Source organism: Erysipelotrichaceae bacterium 66202529 (assembly GCA_017161075.1).
Lineage (GTDB): Bacteria > Bacillota_I > Bacilli_A > Erysipelotrichales > Erysipelotrichaceae > Clostridium_AQ.
Genome location: CP046174.1, coordinates 1,285,051 through 1,307,015 on the forward strand (window position 1 = coordinate 1,285,051; position 21,965 = coordinate 1,307,015).

The following is a 21,965-nucleotide window of genomic DNA, read 5'->3' on the forward strand; positions in this document are numbered from 1 at the left end:
ACGATATGAACAAAATATATAAAATAGAAGGTATGCACTGTTCCGCCTGTGCTGCCGCAGTGGAAACCATATTAAAGCGTCAGCCTGCGGTGGAAGCAGCCAGTGTGAATCTAGTGATGGAGGAGGCTTCTGTCACCTTTGGCGATGGCTTTGATGAGAACAAGGCGAAGCAGGCGGTGGAAAAGGGCGGCTTCCTTATGAAGAACCGCGAGCAGGCGCATACGCAGAGCTACCGTGTGGAGGGAATGCATTGTGCTGCCTGCAGCGGTGCGGTGGAGCGTGTACTGAACCGTTTTGAAGAAATCGAGCAGGCGAGTGTGAATCTGGTAATGAACACTGTCAGTATCACCTATACAAAAAAGAATTTTACAGCCTGGGCAACTGCAGTTGAAAAAGCCGGCTTTACACTGCTGGATGAGGAGAAAAAAACCTATGTAATCGATGTGGACGGCATGACCTGTTCCTCCTGTAGTGCGGCATTGGAGCGTGCGTTAAAGAAGACAGCGGGCATTTCCTCTGTAGCGGTCAATCTGGTAACCAATACAGCGACTGTGGAGGCAGATCCGCATAGCATCAAGCTTTCAGAAATACTGGAAATTATAAGGAATACCGGCTATCAGGGAAGACTGCATGAGGAAACGCAGGAAACAGAGGTAAAGAAGGATTACGAGCGTGTGAAAATTTATACGACGCTTGTTCTCGCCTTTGTGCTACTGTATATCGGTATGTCGCATATGCTGGGAAATATCCGGCTTCCGCTGCCGGATATCATTCACTATGACACGCATCCATTCAATTTTGCATTCATCCAGTTTGTCCTTGCGACGCTGATTCTGCTTTTGGGGCGCCATTTCTTTACGAGAGGCTTTCAGGCTTTGTTTCATAAGGCGCCGAATATGGATACGCTGGTGGCAGTGGGTACCGGAAGTGCCTATCTGTATTCCCTGTATTCCCTGTTTTCCATTTTGCAGGGAAATATGCATGCGGTGCATAGCTTGTATTTTGAATCTGCCGGTGTTGTTGTGGCGCTGGTACAGTTTGGCAAGCATCTGGAAAGCATATCCAAGAAAAAGTCAACAGGTGCGATTTCCGCGCTCCTGCAGCTTCGTCCGACAACTGCCACACTTTTGCGGGATGGCAAGGAAGTAGTAATTCAGGCAGAGGAAATCAGTGTACAGGATGTCCTTGTTGTAAAGCCGGGAGAGCATATTCCGGTGGATGGCATTCTACAGGAGGGTCATGTGAATGTGGATGAAAGCATGCTAACAGGAGAAAGCATGCCGGTTGCCAAACAGCAGGGAGATCCTCTGATACAGGGAACGATTGCACTGGATGCCAGAATCGTTATGGTATGCAATGCAGTAGAGGAGGATACCACACTGGCGAAAATTATCCGCATGGTGGAGGATGCACAGGGTAAGAAGGCTCCGATTGCACGTATTGCGGATAGAATATCCTTATATTTCGTGCCGACTGTCATGGTGATTGCCTGTATTGCGGCCCTTCTCTGGTATATATCCACACAGGATTTCACCTTTGCGCTGACAATCTTTGTCAGTGTTCTGGTCATTGCCTGTCCCTGTGCCCTGGGGCTTGCGACACCAACCGCAATCATGGTGGGAACCGGCAAAGCCGCGCAGTTTGGTATTTTTATGAAAAGCGGGGAAGCACTGGAAACAGCAAGCAGTATCAATACGATCGTGTTCGATAAAACCGGTACACTGACGATTGGTAAGCCGGTCGTTACGGATATCGCCGCAGAGGATGCGTCCAAGCTGCTTCGCATAGGAGCATCCCTGGAGGCAGGAAGCCGGCATCCGCTGGCTGTCGCAATTTTGGAAAAAGCGAAGGAGCGTGATCTTACGGCGTATGATTTGGGACGCATTGAAACACATAACGGACGTGGATTAAGTGCATTCTGGAAGGATGAGGTCTGGTATGCAGGCAGCCGGAAATTCCTGGAGGAGGCAGGCGCTGCATGCGATGTATATGCGCAGCAGGAGCTTGCCTGGCTGAAGCAGGGGAAAACCGTTGTATGGATTGGTACAGCGAAGAAAATCTATGGAATCATCGCTATTGCGGATCAGTTGAAGCCGCAGACCGTTGATGTCATCCGCCGTCTACGTAACCAGCATATTGATGTGGTAATGCTGACGGGAGATAATGAAATTACAGCGAAGGCAATCGCTGAAACAGCCGGCATTTCCCATGTGATTGCACAGGTGCTTCCTGACCAGAAGGGAGAAGAAATAAAAAAACTGCAGGAGCAGGGAAATATCGTTGCCATGGTAGGAGACGGTATCAATGATGCTGTTGCCCTCACACAAAGCGAGGTCGGTATCGCCATCGGCAGCGGCAGTGATGTTGCAGTAGAAAGTGCGGATATCGTTCTGGTTAAGGATAACATTGAGGATGTGGAAACAGCGATTCGTCTGTCCAGGGCAGTCATACGCAATATCAAACAAAATCTGTTCTGGGCCTTCTTCTATAATTCCCTTGGTATACCGGTCGCGGCAGGTGTTCTCCATTTGCTTGGCGGGCCGCTGCTCTCTCCGGTATTTGCAGGTGCTGCGATGGCCTTCAGTTCGGTCAGTGTTGTCAGCAATGCCCTGCGCCTGCGTAATTTCAAATAATGCACAGAGTAATAGAACAGGGTGAAGAAAAAGCAGATCTGTACGCTTGCACAGCAGGACTATACAGTATTTCTACAGGAAACTGCAGGGGATGAAAAAATATTTGTGCTTTTTATGCAGAAAATGAAAATTTTAAGTGAAAAAGGCCGTGATATATAGTACAATAATCTTAATGAAAATTGAGGTGTACTATGGACTATAAAATTATTATTCTTGCCGTGATGATTACCATCGTATTGATTGTCGGCACACAGGTTTGGAAACAGAGAATTTTAAAGCAGCTGCTGAAAAATATGCAGCAGGGAGATTTCGATGCATATTTCAAGCGTCTGGATACCCTGAGCTGTAAGTACTTCTATCCTCCGTTTAATCGTGAATACATGCGTCTGAACGGGTATATTATGAAAGCGGACAAGAAGAAAATCGAGGAATGCTTCGATTTGATTCTCGGTATGCGCATGAATAAGAAGCAGGAGCTGGATGTTGTAATTAAGGCATTTTACTATTATCTGGATGAGGACAGCAGAGTGAAATGTAAAAAGCTGCTGGAACGTATGAAAACCATCGCGGATGAAAGCATTACACAGGAATGTCAGGTGATTTATGATATCCTGTTGGAAGAAAAGACCAGCTATATTGACGATATGGAAGAACAGCTGAAAAATGAAGAGCTGCAGGATGCACAGAAGGGGATGTTTCATTACATGCTCGCTCTGCAGTACAGCTATCTGAAGGATGAAAAGAAGAAGAAGGAGCATCTGCAGGCAGCTTCCCGTGATCTCAAGGGAACACCGTATGAAATGAAAATCAATGAGCTGATGAAAAAGAAGTAACACCAAAAATTTACCAGCATAGGCAGTATGTCAGAATCGGACATGCTGCTTTTTTTGTGGCTAAACAACAAGAAATGACAGCCGCAAAACGATTTTCATCATGCAGGAGTAAGACGCGATGAAGTGTTCGCGTGTGTCAGATAAGGCTTATTAAAGGAGCATGCTCCATTCATGAATTGGATGCGTTTACAGGCACAGCGTATAGCCGGATTCCTTGATATAACGGAAATTGTGTAAAGAGGCTTATAAATAGGGGAGAAATACGGTTTTATCCTTTCAGAATAAGGGGTTCTGGTGTAAAATAATAGTAGTATAAAATGCTTTTATCTTATGATGAACGTAATGCGGACAGGATGGTGCAGCTATTCTCAATAATCTCTTCTGCTTTCTGTTAAGAAGGATTACGCTTTTACAGCCTTTCAATTCTGCGTTCGTATGCAACATAAGGGTATGATAAGGATTAGGCGGCGTTACATCCCTGTTTGCCATACAGATCAGCGTCTTTTGTTATTGCAGCCTGTTTAAATGCTTTTGCATTTAACACTTATCATGCTTTTCTGATACAGGTACGCTATGATAGGAATGGCTTTGGCTGTGTGCTGTTTAAAGTAGAGGATGATTGCAGGATTGTGGAATGTGGATGTGCATGAAGGAGAGATAGATATGGGTGAAGACAATATAATGTTATGCGAGGGGCTTACAGAGCAATTAAAGGCTATGATTGCATATGCGCCATGGGCCTGTTATTTCTTGAAAAGGGATAAGGAGCTTACCATCCTGTATGGTAATGACGCTTTTTACACTTTGCTGAAGCAAACCCGTGATGATGTGCGATACAAATATAAAAACAGCCTGTCAGCACTGCTTTCTACTGAAAAGTTTTCCGAGGGATATCGCAGTGATAGTAAAATCAGTGAATTTCTGCATGATGCAGAGATTGATAATGAAACGCACAGGTTTTATACACAGCTAAAGCCGATGGAAGCAGAGGATGTGTATTGCTGTATGTCACTGGATGTAAGTAATTTTGTGCTTAATAAAACAAGAAAAGAGGATATGTTTCAGCTTTTGCATATTTTATTGAAGCAGCTTCGCCAGGAGGCCTTTGTAATAGACGTTAAAAATCAGATTGTTCATATGGTCAATCAGAAAAAATTTCTTGCCGGCTTTCCTGAAATGCTGACATACACTGCTTTCTTTTCTGAATATGCTGATAAAGCGCTGCCGTTGAGCGAGGCGGATCATGCCAGATTGCAACATGCGTATCATAAAACGATGCAGCAGCATGTCCGTACCATAAATGAAGTGAAGCTGACAAGTGGAGAATGGGTTCGTTTGCAGTTTTGCAGCTATGAGAAAAAAGAGGATGGGGAAGCTGTTATCATGGGCTTTATCGAGGACATCTCCAAAGAAAAGCTGGAATATGTAACGTATCTTAAGGAAACACAATTTTATCATATGCTGCTTTCAGAGAAGCAGGCCTATGGACATATCAATATAACGCAGGATCAGTTTTACGGTATGGGAGGAATCTGGAATCTATACAATGAGCTGAGCGAAAAGCTGACGTATACACAATTATATACACGCTTTATTCATAAGGTTGTACATCCGGAGGATCGAAGAAGCTATATGGAGCTGATGGACCGCAGTAATCTCACGCAGTCCTATGAGAACGGAATCACCCGGTTGAAATATGAATTTCGAAGAATCATCGAACAGAATAAAATGATGTGGATGGAAATAGAAATTCTGCTGTTTAAAGAACCGCTTCAGAATGAATTGATGGCGCTGATGTATTTGACAGATATCGATGAACGCAAGAAAAGCAGCTTTCAGCTTCGTTATGAATCTGAATTTGATCAGCTTACCGACGTATACAACAAAAAAAGCGCGGAAACCAAAATCATGCAGTGTCTGCGCAAGCAAACGGAGGATTTGCGTGCCTTTCTAATTCTGGATCTCGATAATTTTAAAGAGATCAATGACAGCTTTGGACATAAGGCAGGGGATGAAATCCTGATACTGTTTGCTTCCCAGCTAAAGGCGGTCTTTCATGAGAACTGTATCGTTGGACGCTTTGGCGGTGATGAGTTCATCGTTTTTATGAAGCAGATAGCATCTGATCAGGAGATTGATGAAGCATTATTGAAGCTTTATCAGAAGCTGCAGGAGGAAAAGCTGTACGATATTAAGTTTAGTGCCGGCATTACGCTTGTAAAAGGCAGCAGTGATTATGAAACTGTATTCGCACAGGCTGATAAGACACTGTATCAGGTGAAAAATTCACAAAAGGGTGTTTACCAGTATTATAACCGAACGCTCAGCTCCATACCGGACATCCGGGAAGGAATTGCAGAAAAGACAGAGGGTACAGGGCTTAGCTATGAGAATCTGGAATTGCTGGAAAAAAAGGACTTTGACACCTATCTGGGGGAGGTGGGCGATATCGCCTATCTCGTTGACCCGGATACCTATGATCTGTTATTGGGGAATACGGCCTTTTATGATCGCGTCGGGCTTACAAAAAGCCAGTGCCGTGATAAGAAATGCTATGAAATCATGCATCGGCGGAAAACTCCCTGTCCGTTTTGTGCAAGGGCGAACTGGTCAAGAGATAAGTTTTATTTATGGAAGGATATGAATACGGCACTGGAACAGGAATTTCTTATTAAAAATAAGCTGATACTGTGGAAGCAGCAGGTAGTGCTGCTGGCAATCGCTGTAGATATTTCCAATGATAAAAGCATTGTCGATTCTCTGGAAAGCCATGCGACGGAAAGTCATTTTCTGCTCAGCGGTATCCAGCATATGCAGGAATGCGTGAATTTTGATGATGCGATGCAGAGCATTCTGGAAACGATCTGTCATTTTTTTAAGGCGCATCATGCCGGAATCTGGATAATGGATGAGCAAAGCGGTCTTTACACGCTAAAAAGTGAATGGATCGGCTGCTATTCCAAGGACGTATGGACGTTGTGTGAGGAGGAGGTGGCGGTACTCAGTGCATGGCTGAGTGCACAGAAGTGGAACCAGCCGATAAAGCTGGAAAATCCGCAGGCGATGATTGGAGAGTCCTTTGATATGTATCAGCTGATGCAGAGTCATCATGTGGAAAACCAGCACTGGATACATCTGGAGGAGCATGGTGAGGAGTTTGGCTGTCTGGTCATAAATAACACCAATGCCAACTTTCAGAATGTGTCCTTTCTGGAATCCTTATCCGGCTTTATCGTAAATGAAATCAAACGGCACCGTCTGCTGCAGGCTACGCTGCATGCCAATCATTATGACCTGTTGACAGATGTTTTGAATAGAAACAGCTATGAAAATAATTTATCACGTTATCAATCCGATGTGGTGCATTCCCTTGGGGTGATTGTAGCTAATATTGATAATCTTAAAAAAATCAATGAGGATTACGGTACCGTTACCGGTGATCAGTATATCCGTCATTTGGCTAATTTGATGAAAATGATTTTTACACAATCGGATATCTATCGTTTTAATGGGGATGAATTTCTGCTTGTCGCGATAAATTGTGAAAAGGCTGTGTTGGAGCATAAGGTTCAAATGCTGAAGGAGAAAATCGAGAAAAATGAAAATTTCAGTGTATCTCTGGGCTTTTCCTGGGACAGCGTGGAATGTGATGTAACAGCGTTGATACATACTGCGGACACTGTGATGAAGCTAAATAAAAAGCGTCATTATGATGAGCTGCACGGTAGTGATGATATGCAGCACCGCCAGCTGCTTAGAAATCTGACAAAGCGTATCCAAAAAGGTGAGTATGTGGTTTACCTGCAGCCGAAGTATCATTTGAAAAGTCATATGGGAATCGGTGCAGAAGCATTGATTCGTCAAAAGCATCCGGAATTCGGTATCCTGCCACCTTCTGAATTTATCCCTGTATTGGAATCCAACGGGGTGATTCGATATATAGATCTTTTCGTTTTTGAGGAGGTATGCAAGCTCTTACAGAAATGGCAGCGGGATGATATGGTCGTATCTCTGAATTTTTCCAGAATCACACTGATGGAGGATGATATAATCAACAGTATGAAGAAAATTCTGGATATGTATGATTTTCCAAGACAATGCCTGGAAATCGAAATGACAGAGAGTACCATGGAAAATTGTTCCGCTATGGTTTATAAAACCGTACAGGAAATCCGGCAGCTTGGCTTACGTATCTCGCTGGATGATTTCGGTATCCGCTACAGTAATCTGTCAGTTTTAAATGATATTCATTTTGATACGCTGAAGCTGGATAAGAGCCTGATTAAAACGCTGGTAAATGAGCAAAGAAGCCGTATTATCCTGCGCAATATCATCCAGATGTGCAGAGATTTGGATATTGAAATGATTGCGGAGGGTGTGGAAACCAGCCGTCAGGAGGATATTCTGAAAACACTTGATTGTCCAAACGGACAGGGATACCTGTTTGCCCGGCCGATTCCGGTGGATACGTTTGAAGATCATTATATTTTGCATCAAACATAGCAGCCTTCCTGCGGATTCTTGTTTTCGTTTCTGGTTGCTTTGAGATGTTTTACATTCTGGAGGATACAGTGATAATTCTCATGAGAGTTCATACCTTTCTATATATAACAAAGCATAGAGCAAGGAAAAAGCTTCTTCCAGTTGCATAATGTCATGGATCGAATGAAAGGATTATTAAAAAAAATTCATACATTAGCTGTATTACAGGCATATGTAATTTTGAAGTTTATGCTTTCTACATTTACATAGGAATCCATATCTTATATTATTATATATGAGTAAAGAGCTGTCATTGTTGTATACGTATCAATATAATGACAGCTTTTTTTGATAAGGAGGCCATTTATATGCAAAATACAGTTAAAAGATTCGTGATGCAGAATTCACTGGAGCGTAATGAAAAAATTTGGTATATTGATTTAGTGAGTGAAATAGGCGAGTTGGGCAAAGAGATTTTGAAAGAAACAGATTATGGGAAAAAGGATTATGCTTTGAATGAAACAAGTGTGGAAGAAATGGGAGATTGTTTATTTTCTCTATTGGGATTATGCTGTGAAATGAATATAGAGGCAGAGAAAGCATTAAAGGCTGCATTAAGTAAGTATCAAAAGCGAAAGGAATGTAAAGGAGATATTGGATCAAATAATTAAATGGAAATGTGAAGAAGTATGTGTAAGTACATGAGGGAATGTGAAGAAGCATGTGTAAGTAAAACCAGATTTCGATATGTAGGTGACGAATCAGGAAATTTAGATTTTTATTATACTTTTTAAATTTTTAAACTGCACTTCAATGCTTGTATAATTGAGATTATGGGGTGTAGCTTTTCACTATTCTTCCATGTTCATTATCTTTTATTGCTTGTCATATTTTTTGATAGCTGTTGACAATGTATCCTTGATGTTCTTTGCTTCTTCCATAGTTTATTATTATGTATATCTGTATGTTTTCTATCTGAAATGTGTGAAAAGAGCAGACATCCTTTTTATAAGGGTACATGGTTCTTTTTATATCCGATGTGTGAGGATAAAGGCTTACGCTTTTTCCTATGCAAGTATGGCCTTGCTCTGACTGCTATAGAATGCATATGGCAGTGCCATTTTGCTGAATTATAATGTCTGTTATTGGATATCGCAGGTATCACTGCGATACCTGTACAGCGTGTGATACGGTTGTGTTTGCACACTTTTGTTTTCAGTCATTTAAGTTGCGTAAAAGCTGAGATTTCCCCTATACTAATATAAGATAGGTGGTATGTATATGAAGATACAGAAAAGAGATGGACAGCTTCAGGAATTTGAAGGAGAAAAAATTGCACAGGCAATTAGAAAGGCATTTCGCAGTACGAATACAGAAATAGAGGAAGCGGTACTGCAGGAAATCATAGCGGATATAACAGAGGCAGCCATATCCAATGAGCAGCTGCTCAGTGTCGAGGTCGTGCAGGATCTTGTGGAAGAAGAGCTGATGCAGCATCAGTATTATAAGGAAGCAAAGAGCTATATTTTGTACCGGCAGAAGCGCAATGAATCCAGACAGGTGCTGCATGATCTGGTGCAGGCAGTACAGCAGGAGGAGCTTGGTACCGTTCTGGCAGATATTCAGCAGACATATCGTGAGGAGGTCTATGATCTTCGCAATCTGCTTATGAAATTTCATTCCTTTTTGAAAGAGGATATGAGAAGGGATGAGCGTTTGCGTATGCTGATCAAGGCCAGTGTGGAGCTGATCAGCAAGGAAGCACCGAAATGGGAATATATCGCCTCCCGTTTTCTTTCCTATGAGCTGCATGAGGAAATCAGTGCCCGTATGCAGAAGCTGGAGCTTTCCCGGTTCAGTAACAAGCTGAAGTACCTGGAGGAGCAGGGATATTATGGAGATTATATCCGCAAGGCTTACAGCGATGCTGAAATAGATGAGCTTGGCGCATATCTGAAGGATGAGCGGGATGCCCTGTTTACGTATAGCGGCCTGGAGCTTGTGAAAAAACGCTATCTGATGTGTTCTCATTCCCATGAGGTACTGGAAACACCACAGGAGATGTTTATGGGTATCGCTATGCATCTGGCAATGCCAGAAAAAGAGCGTGTATACTGGGCAAAACAGATATATGACATTCTCTCCCAGCTGCAGGTGACCATGGCGACACCAACCATGTCCAATGCCCGCAAGCCGTATCATCAGCTATCCAGCTGCTTCATCGATACAGTGGAGGATACGCTAAATAATATTTACAAGAGCATTGATAATTTTGCACAGGTATCCAAATACGGCGGCGGTATGGGACTGTATTTTGGAAAGGTGCGTGCCAATGGCAGTGATATCCGCGGATTTGAGGGCGCAGCAGGCGGTGTGATCCGCTGGATCAAGCTGGTAAATGATACCGCAACAGCAGTAGACCAGCTGGGTGTGCGTCAAGGGGCAGTTGCCGTCTATCTGGATGCTTGGCATAAGGATTTACCGGAGTTTTTGAATCTGCGCACAAATAACGGGGATGACCGTATGAAGGCACATGATGTGTTTCCGGCGGTGTGCTATCCGGATTTATTCTGGAAGATGGCGAAGGAGGACTTAAATGCGACCTGGTATCTGATGTGCCCGCATGAAATTCATAAAATAAAAGGCTATCACCTGGAGGATTTCTATGGTGAGGAATGGGAGGAGCGTTATTTTGACTGTGTGCAGGATCCCCGCGTTCCAAAGCGTGCCATGGTGTTAAAGGACTTAGTGCGTTTGATACTGAAGTCCGCTGTAGAAACAGGAACACCGTTTACATTTAATCGTGATCATGTGAACCGTATGAATCCCAATTCTCATGCCGGCATGATTTACTGCAGCAATCTCTGTACGGAAATTGCACAAAACATGAAGGCGCTGGAGCTGGAGGAAAGCCGCATCGTGGAAGTGAATGGTGAAACGATCGTTGTGAATGAGAGTAAGTCGGGGGATTTTGTTGTTTGTAATCTTGCCAGTCTGTCTCTTGGAAATATCGATGTAAATAAGGATGAGGAGCTGTCGCATATTATTCACGTCATCGTCCGTGCGCTGGATAATGTCATCGATCTGAATTATTATCCGATTCCCTATGCGAAAATAACCAATCGAAAATACCGCCCAATCGGCCTTGGTGTCAGCGGCTATCATCATATGCTGGTGAAGCAGGGATTGCGTTTTGAATCAGAAGAGCATTTACAGTTTACTGATGCCTTATTTGAAAAAATCAATTACTATGCTATTCAGGCAAGCAGTGAGCTGGCAAAGGAAAAGGGAAGCTATCAGGAATTTACGGGAAGCGACTGGCAAAGCGGTGCCTATTTTACAAAGCGCAGCTATGTGTCCGATTCCTGGAAGCAGCTGGAAGCACTGGTGCAAAAGCAGGGAATGCGCAATGCATGGCTCATGGCAATCGCACCGACCAGTTCCACCTCCATCATTGCCGGTACTACGGCCGGTGTGGATCCGATTATGAATAAGTATTTTCTGGAGGAAAAAAAGGGCAGTATGATTGCCCGTGTTGCACCGGATCTGGATGCAAAGACCTTCTGGCTGTATAAAAATGCACATCTGATCGATCAGGAATGGGTAGTGCGCGCAGCTGGAATCCGGCAGCGTCATATTGATCAGGCACAATCTGTCAATCTGTACATTACCAATGAGTTTACACTGCGGCAGGTTCTGATGCTGTATATTCATGCCTGGGAATATGGGGTGAAAACGATATACTATGTCCGCAGCAAGTCACTGGAGGTTGAGGAATGCGAATCCTGTGCATCCTAGAAGGGAGAAGCTATGAGTGATTTATTAAGAAAACCGTTATTTAATGAGCATGGGGACTGCGAGGTAGGTAAGCGCCGCATGATCAATGGGAATACAACCAATCTGAATGATTTTAATAATATGAAATACACCTGGGTATCGGACTGGTACCGGCAGGCGATGAATAATTTTTGGATACCTGAGGAAATCAATCTGAATCAGGATGTTAAGGATTATCGCCGGCTGCATGAGGCAGAGAAAACCGCGTATGACAAAACGCTGTCCTTTCTGATTTTTCTGGATTCCATCCAGACAGCAAACTTACCCAATGTCGGTGAATATGTAACAGCCAACGAGGTCAATCTGTGTCTGACAATACAGGCTTTTCAGGAGGCTGTGCATTCCCAGAGCTACAGCTATATGCTGGATTCCATCTGTTCCCCGCAGGAGCGCAATGATATTTTGTATCAGTGGAAGGACGATGAGCGTCTGTTAAACAGAAATAAGTTCATAGGGGATTTGTATAATGACTTTCAGGAGCATAAAGACGGTCTGCATCTGATGAAAACGATGATGGCGAATTATATTCTGGAGGGTATTTACTTTTATTCCGGCTTTATGTTTTTCTATAATCTGGGAAGAATGGGGAAAATGCCTGGCTCCGTACAGGAAATCCGCTATATCAACCGGGATGAAAATACGCATCTCTGGCTGTTTCGCTCGATGATTTTAGAACTGCAGAAGGAAGAACCGCACCTGTTTACAGAGGAGCTGATTCAGGAGTATAAGGATATGCTGCGCCATGGTGTGGAGGAGGAAATCCGCTGGGGAGAATATGTTATCGGAAATAACATCGAAGGTCTGACGATGGAGATGGTGTCTGATTATATTCATTACCTGGGAAATCTTCGCAGCAATTCACTGGGCTTCGGTCCTCTGTATGAGGGCTTTGAAAGTGAGCCGAAATCTATGGAGTGGGTGTCAATGTATGCGAATGCGAATCTGATTAAAACGGATTTCTTTGAAGCACGTTCCTCAGCATATGCGAAAAGCAGTGCGCTGGTGGATGATCTATAATTCGTTATTTACAAAAGCAGCCTAGCTGTACATTCTTATGAAAGTGTGAGTGTAAGAAAAAATACAGGCAGTGTTTGTATAGTGATATGCTGTGATTGATAATGAAAACGACGTGTCGTAAACTATGATTTTAGAATGAAATACAGATGCTGACCGTTATATTTTTATGAAGGTGTACAGGTCTGTATTAGACTGTATAAGAACAAGGCTATACGAGAAAGGGGATATCCAATCTCCTTTTTTGTTGCTTTTTGGAATCAATTTATTCTAACAGACTTCTACATGACTGTATTTCATCCACTGTAATGAATTGTATAAGGTATAATTCCATTGAACATAAAATAAACATACAAGGATGAAATCATATGGTGAGCAAATGAATTGTTTCTACAGTTAGCCTATGGTAATATTTTTGTAGTTACATTAGGTCAAGGAGGTCATGTTATGAACTATGTATATGCATCCCGTATGGGGAAAACAGAAAAATTGATACAGAAGCTTGCAATTCATGCGATGAAAATAGAAAACGGTACTGAGAAGGCTGAGGGAGATTTTATCCTGTTCACCTATACGGATGGAAATGGCATTGTTCCAAAAGCTGTAGAAAGTTTTCTTGAGCTTAACGGCGGCAGACTGAAGGGGGTTATTGCTGGAGGAAGCAAAGAACGGCATGCCGCAACGTTTGGCTGGGCAGGAGATGTGATTGCTGAGAAATATCATGTACCATGCCTGTATAAGGTAGATGGCGAAGGTAGTGAAGAAGATGTTGTAAATATCAAGAAGGTAATCCGATAGGATTGCTTTTCTTATGAGATTGAACGCTTAAATAAAAGGAAGTTTGTTCTTACTGAGCATATTTTATCTTTCGCGGTCATCATTCTTTCACTTTTTTTATTTGCGTGGTATATTATGGTTAGATTTGGGTAACATATAGTAACAACCCATGCAAAGGAGGCTTTCTAATGAGTGAGAAAAGAAAAATCGTACTGGTTGGTACCGGCTTTGTCGGTATGAGCATGGCATATAGCTTTTTGAGTACCGGAGGAATTGATGAACTGGTGCTGATTGACGTAGCGAAGGAAAAAGCAGTCGGCGAGGCGATGGATTTACAGCATGGTCTGCCGTATGCCAGAGGAAAGATGGATATTTATGCAGGAGATTATGAGGATTGCAGAGATGCCAGTGTCGTTGTTATTACCGCTGGTGCAGCACAGAAGCCGGAGGAAACACGTCTTGATTTAACGGCAAAAAATGCAAGAATCATGAAAAGTGTCGTAGAGAGTATTATGACAAGTAGCTTCGATGGTATCCTTGTTGTTGCAAGCAATCCGGTGGATGGTATGACCTATCTAGCACAAAAGGTGAGCGGACTGCCAAAGGAGCGTGTAATCGGTTCCGGAACGATCCTTGACACGGCGCGTTTACGCTATATGATGAGTGAATATTTAGATGTTTCCAGCTCCAACATCCATGCATACATTATGGGGGAGCATGGAGACTCCAGCTTTGTACCCTGGACACATGCCTATGTAGGCAGTAAGTCACTGCTGGAGCTGCTGGATGAACAGGGAAAGCCGTTATCCGATCTGCATGATATTTATACGAATGTCCAGCAGGCGGCTTATGAAATTATCAATCGGAAAAAGGCAACCTTCTATGGAATCGGGTTATCCTTAAACCGTCTTGTGCATGCAATCCTGGATGATGAAAATGTGATTCTGACTATTTCTGCCTATCAGGAGGGCGAATATGGACAGAAGGGTCTGTATATCGGAGTACCTGCTGTTGTCAACCGTCAGGGAATTCGTGAAGTCATCCGTTTAAAGCTGAATGAGGTTGATCAGGCAAAATTTAATGCCAGCTGCGATACGTTAAAGGGTATCAATCGTGATGTGATAGATCCACTCCTTTAATTCAGACAGTTTTCTGCAGGGGATAAGGAAATGATTGGCATTTTCTTATCTCCTTTTTTATGGTAAAGTTAAAAGGAAAAGAATATCTGGAGGTTATATTGTTTATGAATGAAAAAAGAAAAATCGTATTGGTTGGCTGTGGCTTTGTCGGCATGAGCATGGCATACAGCTTTCTGAATACCGGTGGTATCGATGAACTGGTACTGATCGATGTGGATCAGGAAAAGGCCATTGGTGAGGCGATGGATTTGCAGCATGGATTGCCTTATGCCAGAGGAAAAATGAGCATTCGTGCAGGTGGCTATGAGGAGTGTCAGGATGCGGCTGTCGTTGTCATCACAGCAGGCGTTACACAGAAGCCGACAGAGACCCGCTTGGATCTTACCGCAAGAGATACGGTAATCATCAAAAGTGTTACCGAACAAATTATGTCCAGCGGCTTTGACGGTATTCTGGTCGTTGCGTCCAATCCGGTGGATGCGATGACCTATGTCGCACAAAAGGTAAGCGGGCTGCCAAAGGAGCGTGTCATCGGCTCCGGAACAATTTTGGATACGGCACGTCTGCGTTATATGATGAGTGAATATCTGAATGTTTCAACAAGCAATATTCACGCCTATATCATGGGAGAGCATGGAGATTCCAGCTTTGTACCATGGACAAACGCGTATGTCGGGTGTAAGAATCTGCTGGATTTACTGGATGAAAAGGGCAGAGCTTTATCCGATCTGCACGACATTTATACGAATGTCCAGCAGGCCGGTTATGAAATTGTGAAGCGTAAACGCTCTACCTATTACGGTATTGGCCTTTCCCTGAATCGTCTGGTACATGCGATTCTGGATGATGAAAATGTCATTCTTACGGTATCTGCTTATCAGAATCGTGAATATGGTCAGGAGGGCTTGTATATCGGTGTGCCTGCTGTCGTCAACCGTAAGGGAATCCGTGAAATCGTCAGACTGGATCTGAATGAAGTGGATCAGGCAAAGTTCAATCAAAGCTGTGAAACGATTCGGGATATCAATACCCATGCAGTTGACCCGCTGCTGTAAAACAAAAGAAAAAATGATTTGAAGGAACGCCATGTGCATGGATATGAAGCATCCATGTTGGTTTTCCTTTTTTTTGCCTTGAATAACCGGCTGTATATTATGAAAAAGCATAGGATTTTATAAATACCAGTATGTTAAGAAAGCAAATGCAAAGCAACATTTATTTTATAAAGATGCTGATTTGTTTGTATTATTAACATTATGGTAGCCGCCAGCTTCGAGTATCTAATAAGAGGCCAAAAGAGTTTCTTAAAATATTTTCCATTAACATATATAACTACCGATATCCTGGGGCTTACTACTGAATCGTAAAACGTTTTTGCAATATCATAATATAATGCGTTGACTTTATGATTTTCACACGCATTTATGAGAACCTTGTTTCCGCAGTGGCCTCTACATTTAACACCTCCTTCATCAAGAATATTTTTGAAATAATTCAAAGCACAAATGTGTATGTTATACTAGATTATCTTAATCTTGCAATTTCTCAATTCTAATATGCGATTCCCATACATTTCTTAGACGTTTTATGGTACAATGTAACCGATTTATATATAAGTAATAGACAGATGGGTAACGGTCTACTGTATAAACTAATTCGAGTCTAAAGTAATATTAAGATATAAAGGATAAAATCTATGAATAGCGAACGTGCATGCAGCAGCAAGGAGGGAGAATAAAACCTTGTTTTAAAACGATACTATTATCTTAAAATTAGATAATGCAATTAAGAATTATTTAAGGAATCATTCATTGATTACATTACATATTATACGAGGAGGATTAGTATAAAAAAGAGAATTAGTCTAAATAAGTGTAAAGTAAAATACAAAAGGGCTCATTTGGAATCAGTTTAGATATTTCTACCTATATAGAAGAGACGCACTGCATACTGATAGGTGAGTATAAAACTGATGTCAGATGCCTAATACCTATATATTATAATACATTCGTTTAGACTGTAGTGTTTTTATTACTATTTGTGCCGCAAATAAGAATGGCGGAATGGAGGTTATCATGGAAGATTTTACGAAAGAATTCAAAAATCAATTCACTAAAGCAGATTCATGGTTTTTATATAAAAAATATTTTATCGCAGATCGTGGTAACCTATTATGGCCAGCTTCTTTTTTGTATATAGTATGGCTTCTTTATTTAGCATTTGATAAGTCAGATGTGAAATATGCAACTGCTGCTCTGATTGTAATTTTAGTTCTTATATGCTTTTTTATTATAATGTGGCTAAATGTGAAAAGTGTGATCAATAGAGTCAATACATTCCAATTTACGGAAAATGGCATATATATAAATAAACTTCATTTGTTTGATAAAGATGAATTTTTATATATTTTCACAAATCAATTTTTAATTATTAGAAAGCAAAAACTATCTTTTCATTGTACGCGGGTGATCAAAATAAATAATTCTAGTAAAGACAGAATTATAGAAATGTTGAAAAATTATCAATATAACATTGTAATGAGAGATAAACCATTTTATATAGGACTACGTAATTACAAATAAAAAATTTATAACAAAATCATATACTAAACCACATGATTTTGTTATTCCTATTTTACAATATTTTATGGCTTCCTTGGTTTCCAACATAATCTAGTTCATTGCCGCTTATTTTATCTATTGCCTTTTCCACATAAACATGATTTTGTTTGCAGATGCTTCATTCTTTATGCGATTATATAAAGAATATCCCTATAGACATAAATGTGATTCATAATGTAAAGATTTAGTTCTCTCGATAGATTTTCTTTAATCACACTAAGATTTTCATTTAAGAGAGCTCTAAATCTAATTAGTAGCATATTTGAATACTTGTCATACCTAAATCGTATACAGAATAAGGGGTGCGGATATTCCACAAATTTTGCAAAAAACTCAAAGAAGTTTAAAAGGCCGTACAACGTTAGGACGTCAGTGGAAAGGTACAATGGAAGGATGGATCAATATTATGGGATGGAAATCCGTAGTGATACGAGCTTTGAAAAAGATAAGAGTGGAAATGAGCCTAATCAATATCATGATATTAGCGATAGTAAAAGCATGCAATTAGATTGTTCTTTTTCTAGCTTTCATTTCCTTCAATCTCCTGCTTAAAAGGTCGATTTCCAAAATAATTCTAATGAGGATTTTATAGGGATTTCTTCATGTTTCCTGTATAATAAAAGGGAAGCAGTTTTGCACATAAAAAGGAAATGGAGGATTATATATGAAAGAAACGATGATTGCGACATGGAAGATGGCATATGATGGTATACATAAGGGAATGCAGGCGTTGCATGAGCAGGGGATACAGGAAGCAATTGTGACAGCGATTCAAGATGTGGAACAGCGTGAGGAATTTGTATCTGTAGGGAAAGGCGGACTTCCCAACATTGAGGGGCATGTACAGCTTGATGCAGCCTATATGGATGGTAGTACCTTGAATTTTGGCGGTGTGATCGAGGTAGAAAACATATCCTCTGCGATTGAAGTAGCAGCATCACTCTGCGGTAAGCACTGTAACTGTCTATTGGCAGGAAGTGGCGCGGAGGCATATGCACAAACAAATGGCTTTGCATTTGCGAATAATCTGACGAAGGCTTCAAAGAAACGATATGAAAAGGCGAAGAAGGATGTAGATTTAAAAGCATACGATGGACATGATACTGTTTGTGTACTTGCCGGAAAAGGGAATGACATGGCAGCGGGTGTATCGACAAGCGGCTTATTTTTGAAGCATGCGGGCAGAGTAGGAGACAGTCCAATCATCGGTTCTGGATTTTACAGTGACGCGATGGCAGGAAGTGCTGCGGCTACCGGACTTGGAGAGGATATCATGCGTGGCTGCCTGTCCATTCGGGTTGTTGACCAGATGCGTTGCGGTGTGGCAGTCCAGGATGCTTTGATTCAGGTTTTGGATGCACATATGCAGCGTATGAAGCAAGCGGGAAATCACTGTGATGCCATTTCTATGATCGCAATGGACGTACATGGAAATTGTGCCGCTGTCACAAATTTGAAGGAATTTCCTTACGTTGTGGCACAGGATGGCAAGGTAACGCTGATGGTTGCGGCTTATGAAGATGGAATACATCGCTGTTTCCCTGCAGACGCTGCATGGCTGAAGCAATATCAGGGTGATTAGTATGGTGCCGGTTCTGGATCATATTCATATCACTGTTAGTAACTTGAAACGATCGGAAACATTTTATGATAAGCTTCTGCCATTATTGGGGTTTGATCTGCGTTATAAGGAGTACGATTGTGTAAACGCTCATGAATATGAAATCATAGAATACCATCATGCGCAGTTTTCACTGGGACTCATCAGTCCGCGGAGATGTTTCGAGCGGGAATCTATCAATAGAAGGAAGCCCGGTGCTATGCATCATATTGCATTTCATGTTGAGAATAGACATACAGTCGATCAACTGTATGAACAATTCGTTCAGCAGGATATGCAGATTGTTCACGCTCCGAGGCTTTATCCGGAATATTGTGAAGATTATTACGCGTTTTTTTTCAAGGACAGCGAGGGTATTGAACTGGAAATTACTAGTTATGAAAGAAAAAAGTATTTTCCCTAAGGGGGCAGGCGCTGCTGATTATATCCCTTAATATCAAAGAAAAGATGTGATTATTGATATATCATGCGTAGCTGCATCCCATATTCTTTTTATGAATATGGCTGGAAATAACATAAATATGAGGCAGCTTTGAATAGGAAATGTACATGGGAAAATCTATAGGGCTTATTTAGCAAAATCTATACTCAGAAAGGCATATATTAGAAAAGCATATACTTGAAGATATACATATAGCATACAAAAGGAAGGATCAAGCGACATGGATACATTCCATGCATTCGATTCTTCCTTTATAGTATCCTGAAATTGTGAGTGATGCTATACTTTTCATGTATGTAAAAATCAGTCGAAATACGTGATTTTCTTTGGATCAAAGCGGTCTATAATTTCTTTTGCTTCACAGCCATAGCCGACAGCGACAACAGCCACCGGTAACAGGTGTTCCTCCAGCCTATAATATCGGCGAAAATTATCAATGCGCTCCTTTTTGGGGCCGACTGCACACCAGCAGGTGGATAAGCCCTGATGCCGTGCCTCTATCAATATGTTTTCAATCGCAGCACTGCAATCACAGTACAGATATTCTTCCAAATCTGTAGCATTACGATCACCCATCACGAGTATAGCACAGGGAGCCGTTTTCATCATTCCGGTATAAGGCTGCAGCTTCGTCATTTCATCCAGTGCCTTTCGATTGCGTATGATTATAAAGCGCCAGCTCTGTGTATTTCTTGCGGTCGGTGCATGCATGGCTGCACGCAGCAGCTCCTCCAGTTTTTCATCCTCTACCGCCTTGTCTTCATACCGCCGTATACTTTGTCTTGTCCATAATTCTTCCAGCATATAAGCTTCCTCCTTTATCTTTTCTTTAGTATAGCACAAAATCAGGGAATAGACTTAGTGCAAACACGGGCATTCAACATAAGAGAGAAAATAAATTACGCTGCCTACAGAGCCGGTTGAATGGATAAAGAAACTGCTTCCCTTTTGAACCAACACATCATGGCAATATGTTAGGTGTCAGCCTGTTCATGTATTGGCAGGAACCTCTTTCCTGATCATAACTTGCATATCTCTCACCCGGAAAAAGCTCGATGTCACTTTTTCGTATGGATATAAAAAGAAAGTCTGAAGCTGTAATATTCCCACAGCTTCAGACTTTGTAGATGTTCTTTACTTCAAAACGCGTATAAAGCTAATGCCCGTTTGCATACTCCTTCGGCACTCTATAACCGGCATCCAGCTTCAGAAGATAATCCTTTTCGTACTGCATCAACGTGGAGTAGGTGACAAACTGATATCCCTGTTCCTTCAGCCTTGGCAAAATCGTTTTCAAGCTCTCCACACTTGGCTCATATATATCATGAAACAATATGACAATGTTATCATTTTTCGCTCCGGATAAAGCAGCAGAGGTAATACTGGCAGCATTTTTACTAGACCAGTCTCTGGTATCAATATCCCAGAAAGCATATCCCAGATAATTGGCTTTCAGCAGATTCTTGTTCACTGCGCCATACGGTGGACGGAAATACTGCGGTTCATCACCGCAAATAGCATACAGAGCATCCTGTGTCTTATAAACATTTTCCGCAGCTTCAGAAACAGACATATAGCCATGTTTGGAAGCCGCCAGATCCATGGAGTGATCCCAGGAATGATTACCAAGCTCAAAGCCGCGTCTGTGCATATCCTTTACCGTTTCCTTATTTGCCTCTACATTCTGTCCCAGCATAAAGAAGGTGGCCCTACCTTCGTATTGTTCAAATAAATCCATAACCTGTGTGGTATAGGCACTCGGCCCATCATCAAAGGTGAAGGCAATCATCTTTCTGTTAGGATCAACCTTTGGCTGTGCTTTTACCTTTTGGACATCTCCCTGATACAGAGACGGTATGTTTTTATCCTTTAAGCGGATATATTTCTTATACTCCGCAAACGGTATGGAAATGGTATGCTTCTGATCAGGATGCAGCTGTATCTCATTTTTCGTCATGGACAGCGCAGAAAAATCCTGTTTGATTTCTTTTTTCCAGCCCTGCTTTTCCGCAAGTTTCTTAACCAGTACCGGATAGTCCCGGCGCAGTACGTCCTCCAGTGTCAGCTGCTTATCTATTCTCTTATCATACAGAATCCATGTTGTCCTTGTATCCTTTGGTGTTCCATCCTCCGCAAATACACGCTCATGAAATGCAATCGTAACATAGCGGTCAAACAGTTGTGCGCTGTCATAGTCAATGCTGGTAATTTGCTTTGCTTTTTTACCAGCTGACTGCACTGCTTTTTTCTCATATGCCTTGACCACAGCATTGAGACCTTTTTCTTTAAATGCAGGATATGTAAAAGATACAAATGCTTCATTTTCGTATTCTTCACTGACCTGCTGAATATCCCCATACTCCTTACCGGATGTATTGTAAGCCTTATATTCCTCATATGGATCTGTAAACAGCATTCCGCTGATCTTCCATAAACCAAAGCCTGCCGTTGCAATCAGCACAACACAAATACCCACCAGAATCCCCAACCGGTCTTTTCTCAGTTTTTTTCTTTTCGTATTCATAATCCCTCCAAAACAGCTATCTGGTAATATTATAGCATTCTT

14 protein-coding genes are annotated in these 21,965 nt (G+C 41.8%); 12 read left to right on the forward strand and 2 right to left on the reverse strand.

The features are described 5' to 3' along the window. Positions 1–5: 5 nt before the first annotated feature. From GKZ87_06070 to GKZ87_06125, 12 genes are all read left to right on the forward strand, one after another. On the forward strand, positions 6–2,633 hold the full coding sequence (locus GKZ87_06070) for a heavy metal translocating P-type ATPase (protein ID QSI25077.1): 2,628 nt from the start codon (positions 6–8) through the stop codon (positions 2,631–2,633). 191 nt (positions 2,634–2,824) lie between these two features. Further along, the gene (locus GKZ87_06075) at positions 2,825–3,466 is read left to right on the forward strand and encodes a hypothetical protein (GenBank protein ID QSI25078.1); all 642 of its coding nucleotides are present in this window, start codon (positions 2,825–2,827) and stop codon (positions 3,464–3,466) included. 1,068 nt (positions 3,467–4,534) lie between these two features. Next, on the forward strand, positions 4,535–7,969 hold the full coding sequence (locus tag GKZ87_06080) for an EAL domain-containing protein (GenBank protein QSI27901.1): 3,435 nt from the start codon (positions 4,535–4,537) through the stop codon (positions 7,967–7,969). A gap of 314 nt (positions 7,970–8,283) precedes the next feature. Then, complete coding sequence (locus GKZ87_06085; protein ID QSI25079.1) at positions 8,284–8,619, forward strand: nucleotide pyrophosphohydrolase; 336 nt, start codon at positions 8,284–8,286, stop codon at positions 8,617–8,619. A gap of 610 nt (positions 8,620–9,229) precedes the next feature. Continuing rightward, positions 9,230–11,746 (forward strand): ribonucleoside-diphosphate reductase subunit alpha, encoded by a 2,517-nt coding sequence (locus GKZ87_06090; protein QSI25080.1) that lies wholly within the window; start codon positions 9,230–9,232, stop codon positions 11,744–11,746. Between the two features lie 12 nt (positions 11,747–11,758). Beyond that, on the forward strand, positions 11,759–12,802 hold the full coding sequence (locus GKZ87_06095) for a ribonucleotide-diphosphate reductase subunit beta (GenBank protein QSI25081.1): 1,044 nt from the start codon (positions 11,759–11,761) through the stop codon (positions 12,800–12,802). A gap of 444 nt (positions 12,803–13,246) precedes the next feature. Next, the gene (locus tag GKZ87_06100) at positions 13,247–13,597 is read left to right on the forward strand and encodes a nrdI protein (GenBank protein ID QSI25082.1); all 351 of its coding nucleotides are present in this window, start codon (positions 13,247–13,249) and stop codon (positions 13,595–13,597) included. 167 nt (positions 13,598–13,764) lie between these two features. Further along, on the forward strand, positions 13,765–14,715 hold the full coding sequence (locus GKZ87_06105; protein ID QSI25083.1) for an L-lactate dehydrogenase: 951 nt from the start codon (positions 13,765–13,767) through the stop codon (positions 14,713–14,715). Positions 14,716–14,819: 104 nt separating this feature from the next. Next, positions 14,820–15,770: an L-lactate dehydrogenase gene (locus GKZ87_06110; GenBank protein ID QSI25084.1), complete on the forward strand. Its 951-nt coding sequence runs from the start codon at positions 14,820–14,822 to the stop codon at positions 15,768–15,770. A 1,020-nt stretch (positions 15,771–16,790) separates the two neighbouring features. Continuing rightward, positions 16,791–17,297, forward strand: a complete 507-nt coding sequence (locus GKZ87_06115) for a hypothetical protein (GenBank protein ID QSI25085.1) — start codon at positions 16,791–16,793, stop codon at positions 17,295–17,297. 703 nt (positions 17,298–18,000) lie between these two features. Beyond that, positions 18,001–18,918, forward strand: coding sequence for a N(4)-(beta-N-acetylglucosaminyl)-L-asparaginase (locus GKZ87_06120; protein ID QSI25086.1), 918 nt, complete (start codon positions 18,001–18,003; stop codon positions 18,916–18,918). Between the two features lies 1 nt (position 18,919). Continuing rightward, a complete protein-coding gene (locus GKZ87_06125; GenBank protein QSI27902.1) occupies positions 18,920–19,360 on the forward strand; it encodes a glyoxalase in 441 nt (146 codons plus the stop codon). A gap of 342 nt (positions 19,361–19,702) precedes the next feature. Here GKZ87_06125 and GKZ87_06130 read toward each other — a convergent pair whose 3' ends face one another. Together GKZ87_06130 and GKZ87_06135 are read right to left on the reverse strand one after the other, a co-directional pair. Continuing rightward, complete coding sequence (locus tag GKZ87_06130; GenBank protein ID QSI25087.1) at positions 19,703–20,203, reverse strand: nitroreductase family protein; 501 nt, start codon at positions 20,201–20,203, stop codon at positions 19,703–19,705. A gap of 352 nt (positions 20,204–20,555) precedes the next feature. Further along, positions 20,556–21,923, reverse strand: a complete 1,368-nt coding sequence (locus tag GKZ87_06135; GenBank protein QSI25088.1) for a polysaccharide deacetylase family protein — start codon at positions 21,921–21,923, stop codon at positions 20,556–20,558. Positions 21,924–21,965: the final 42 nt, after the last annotated feature.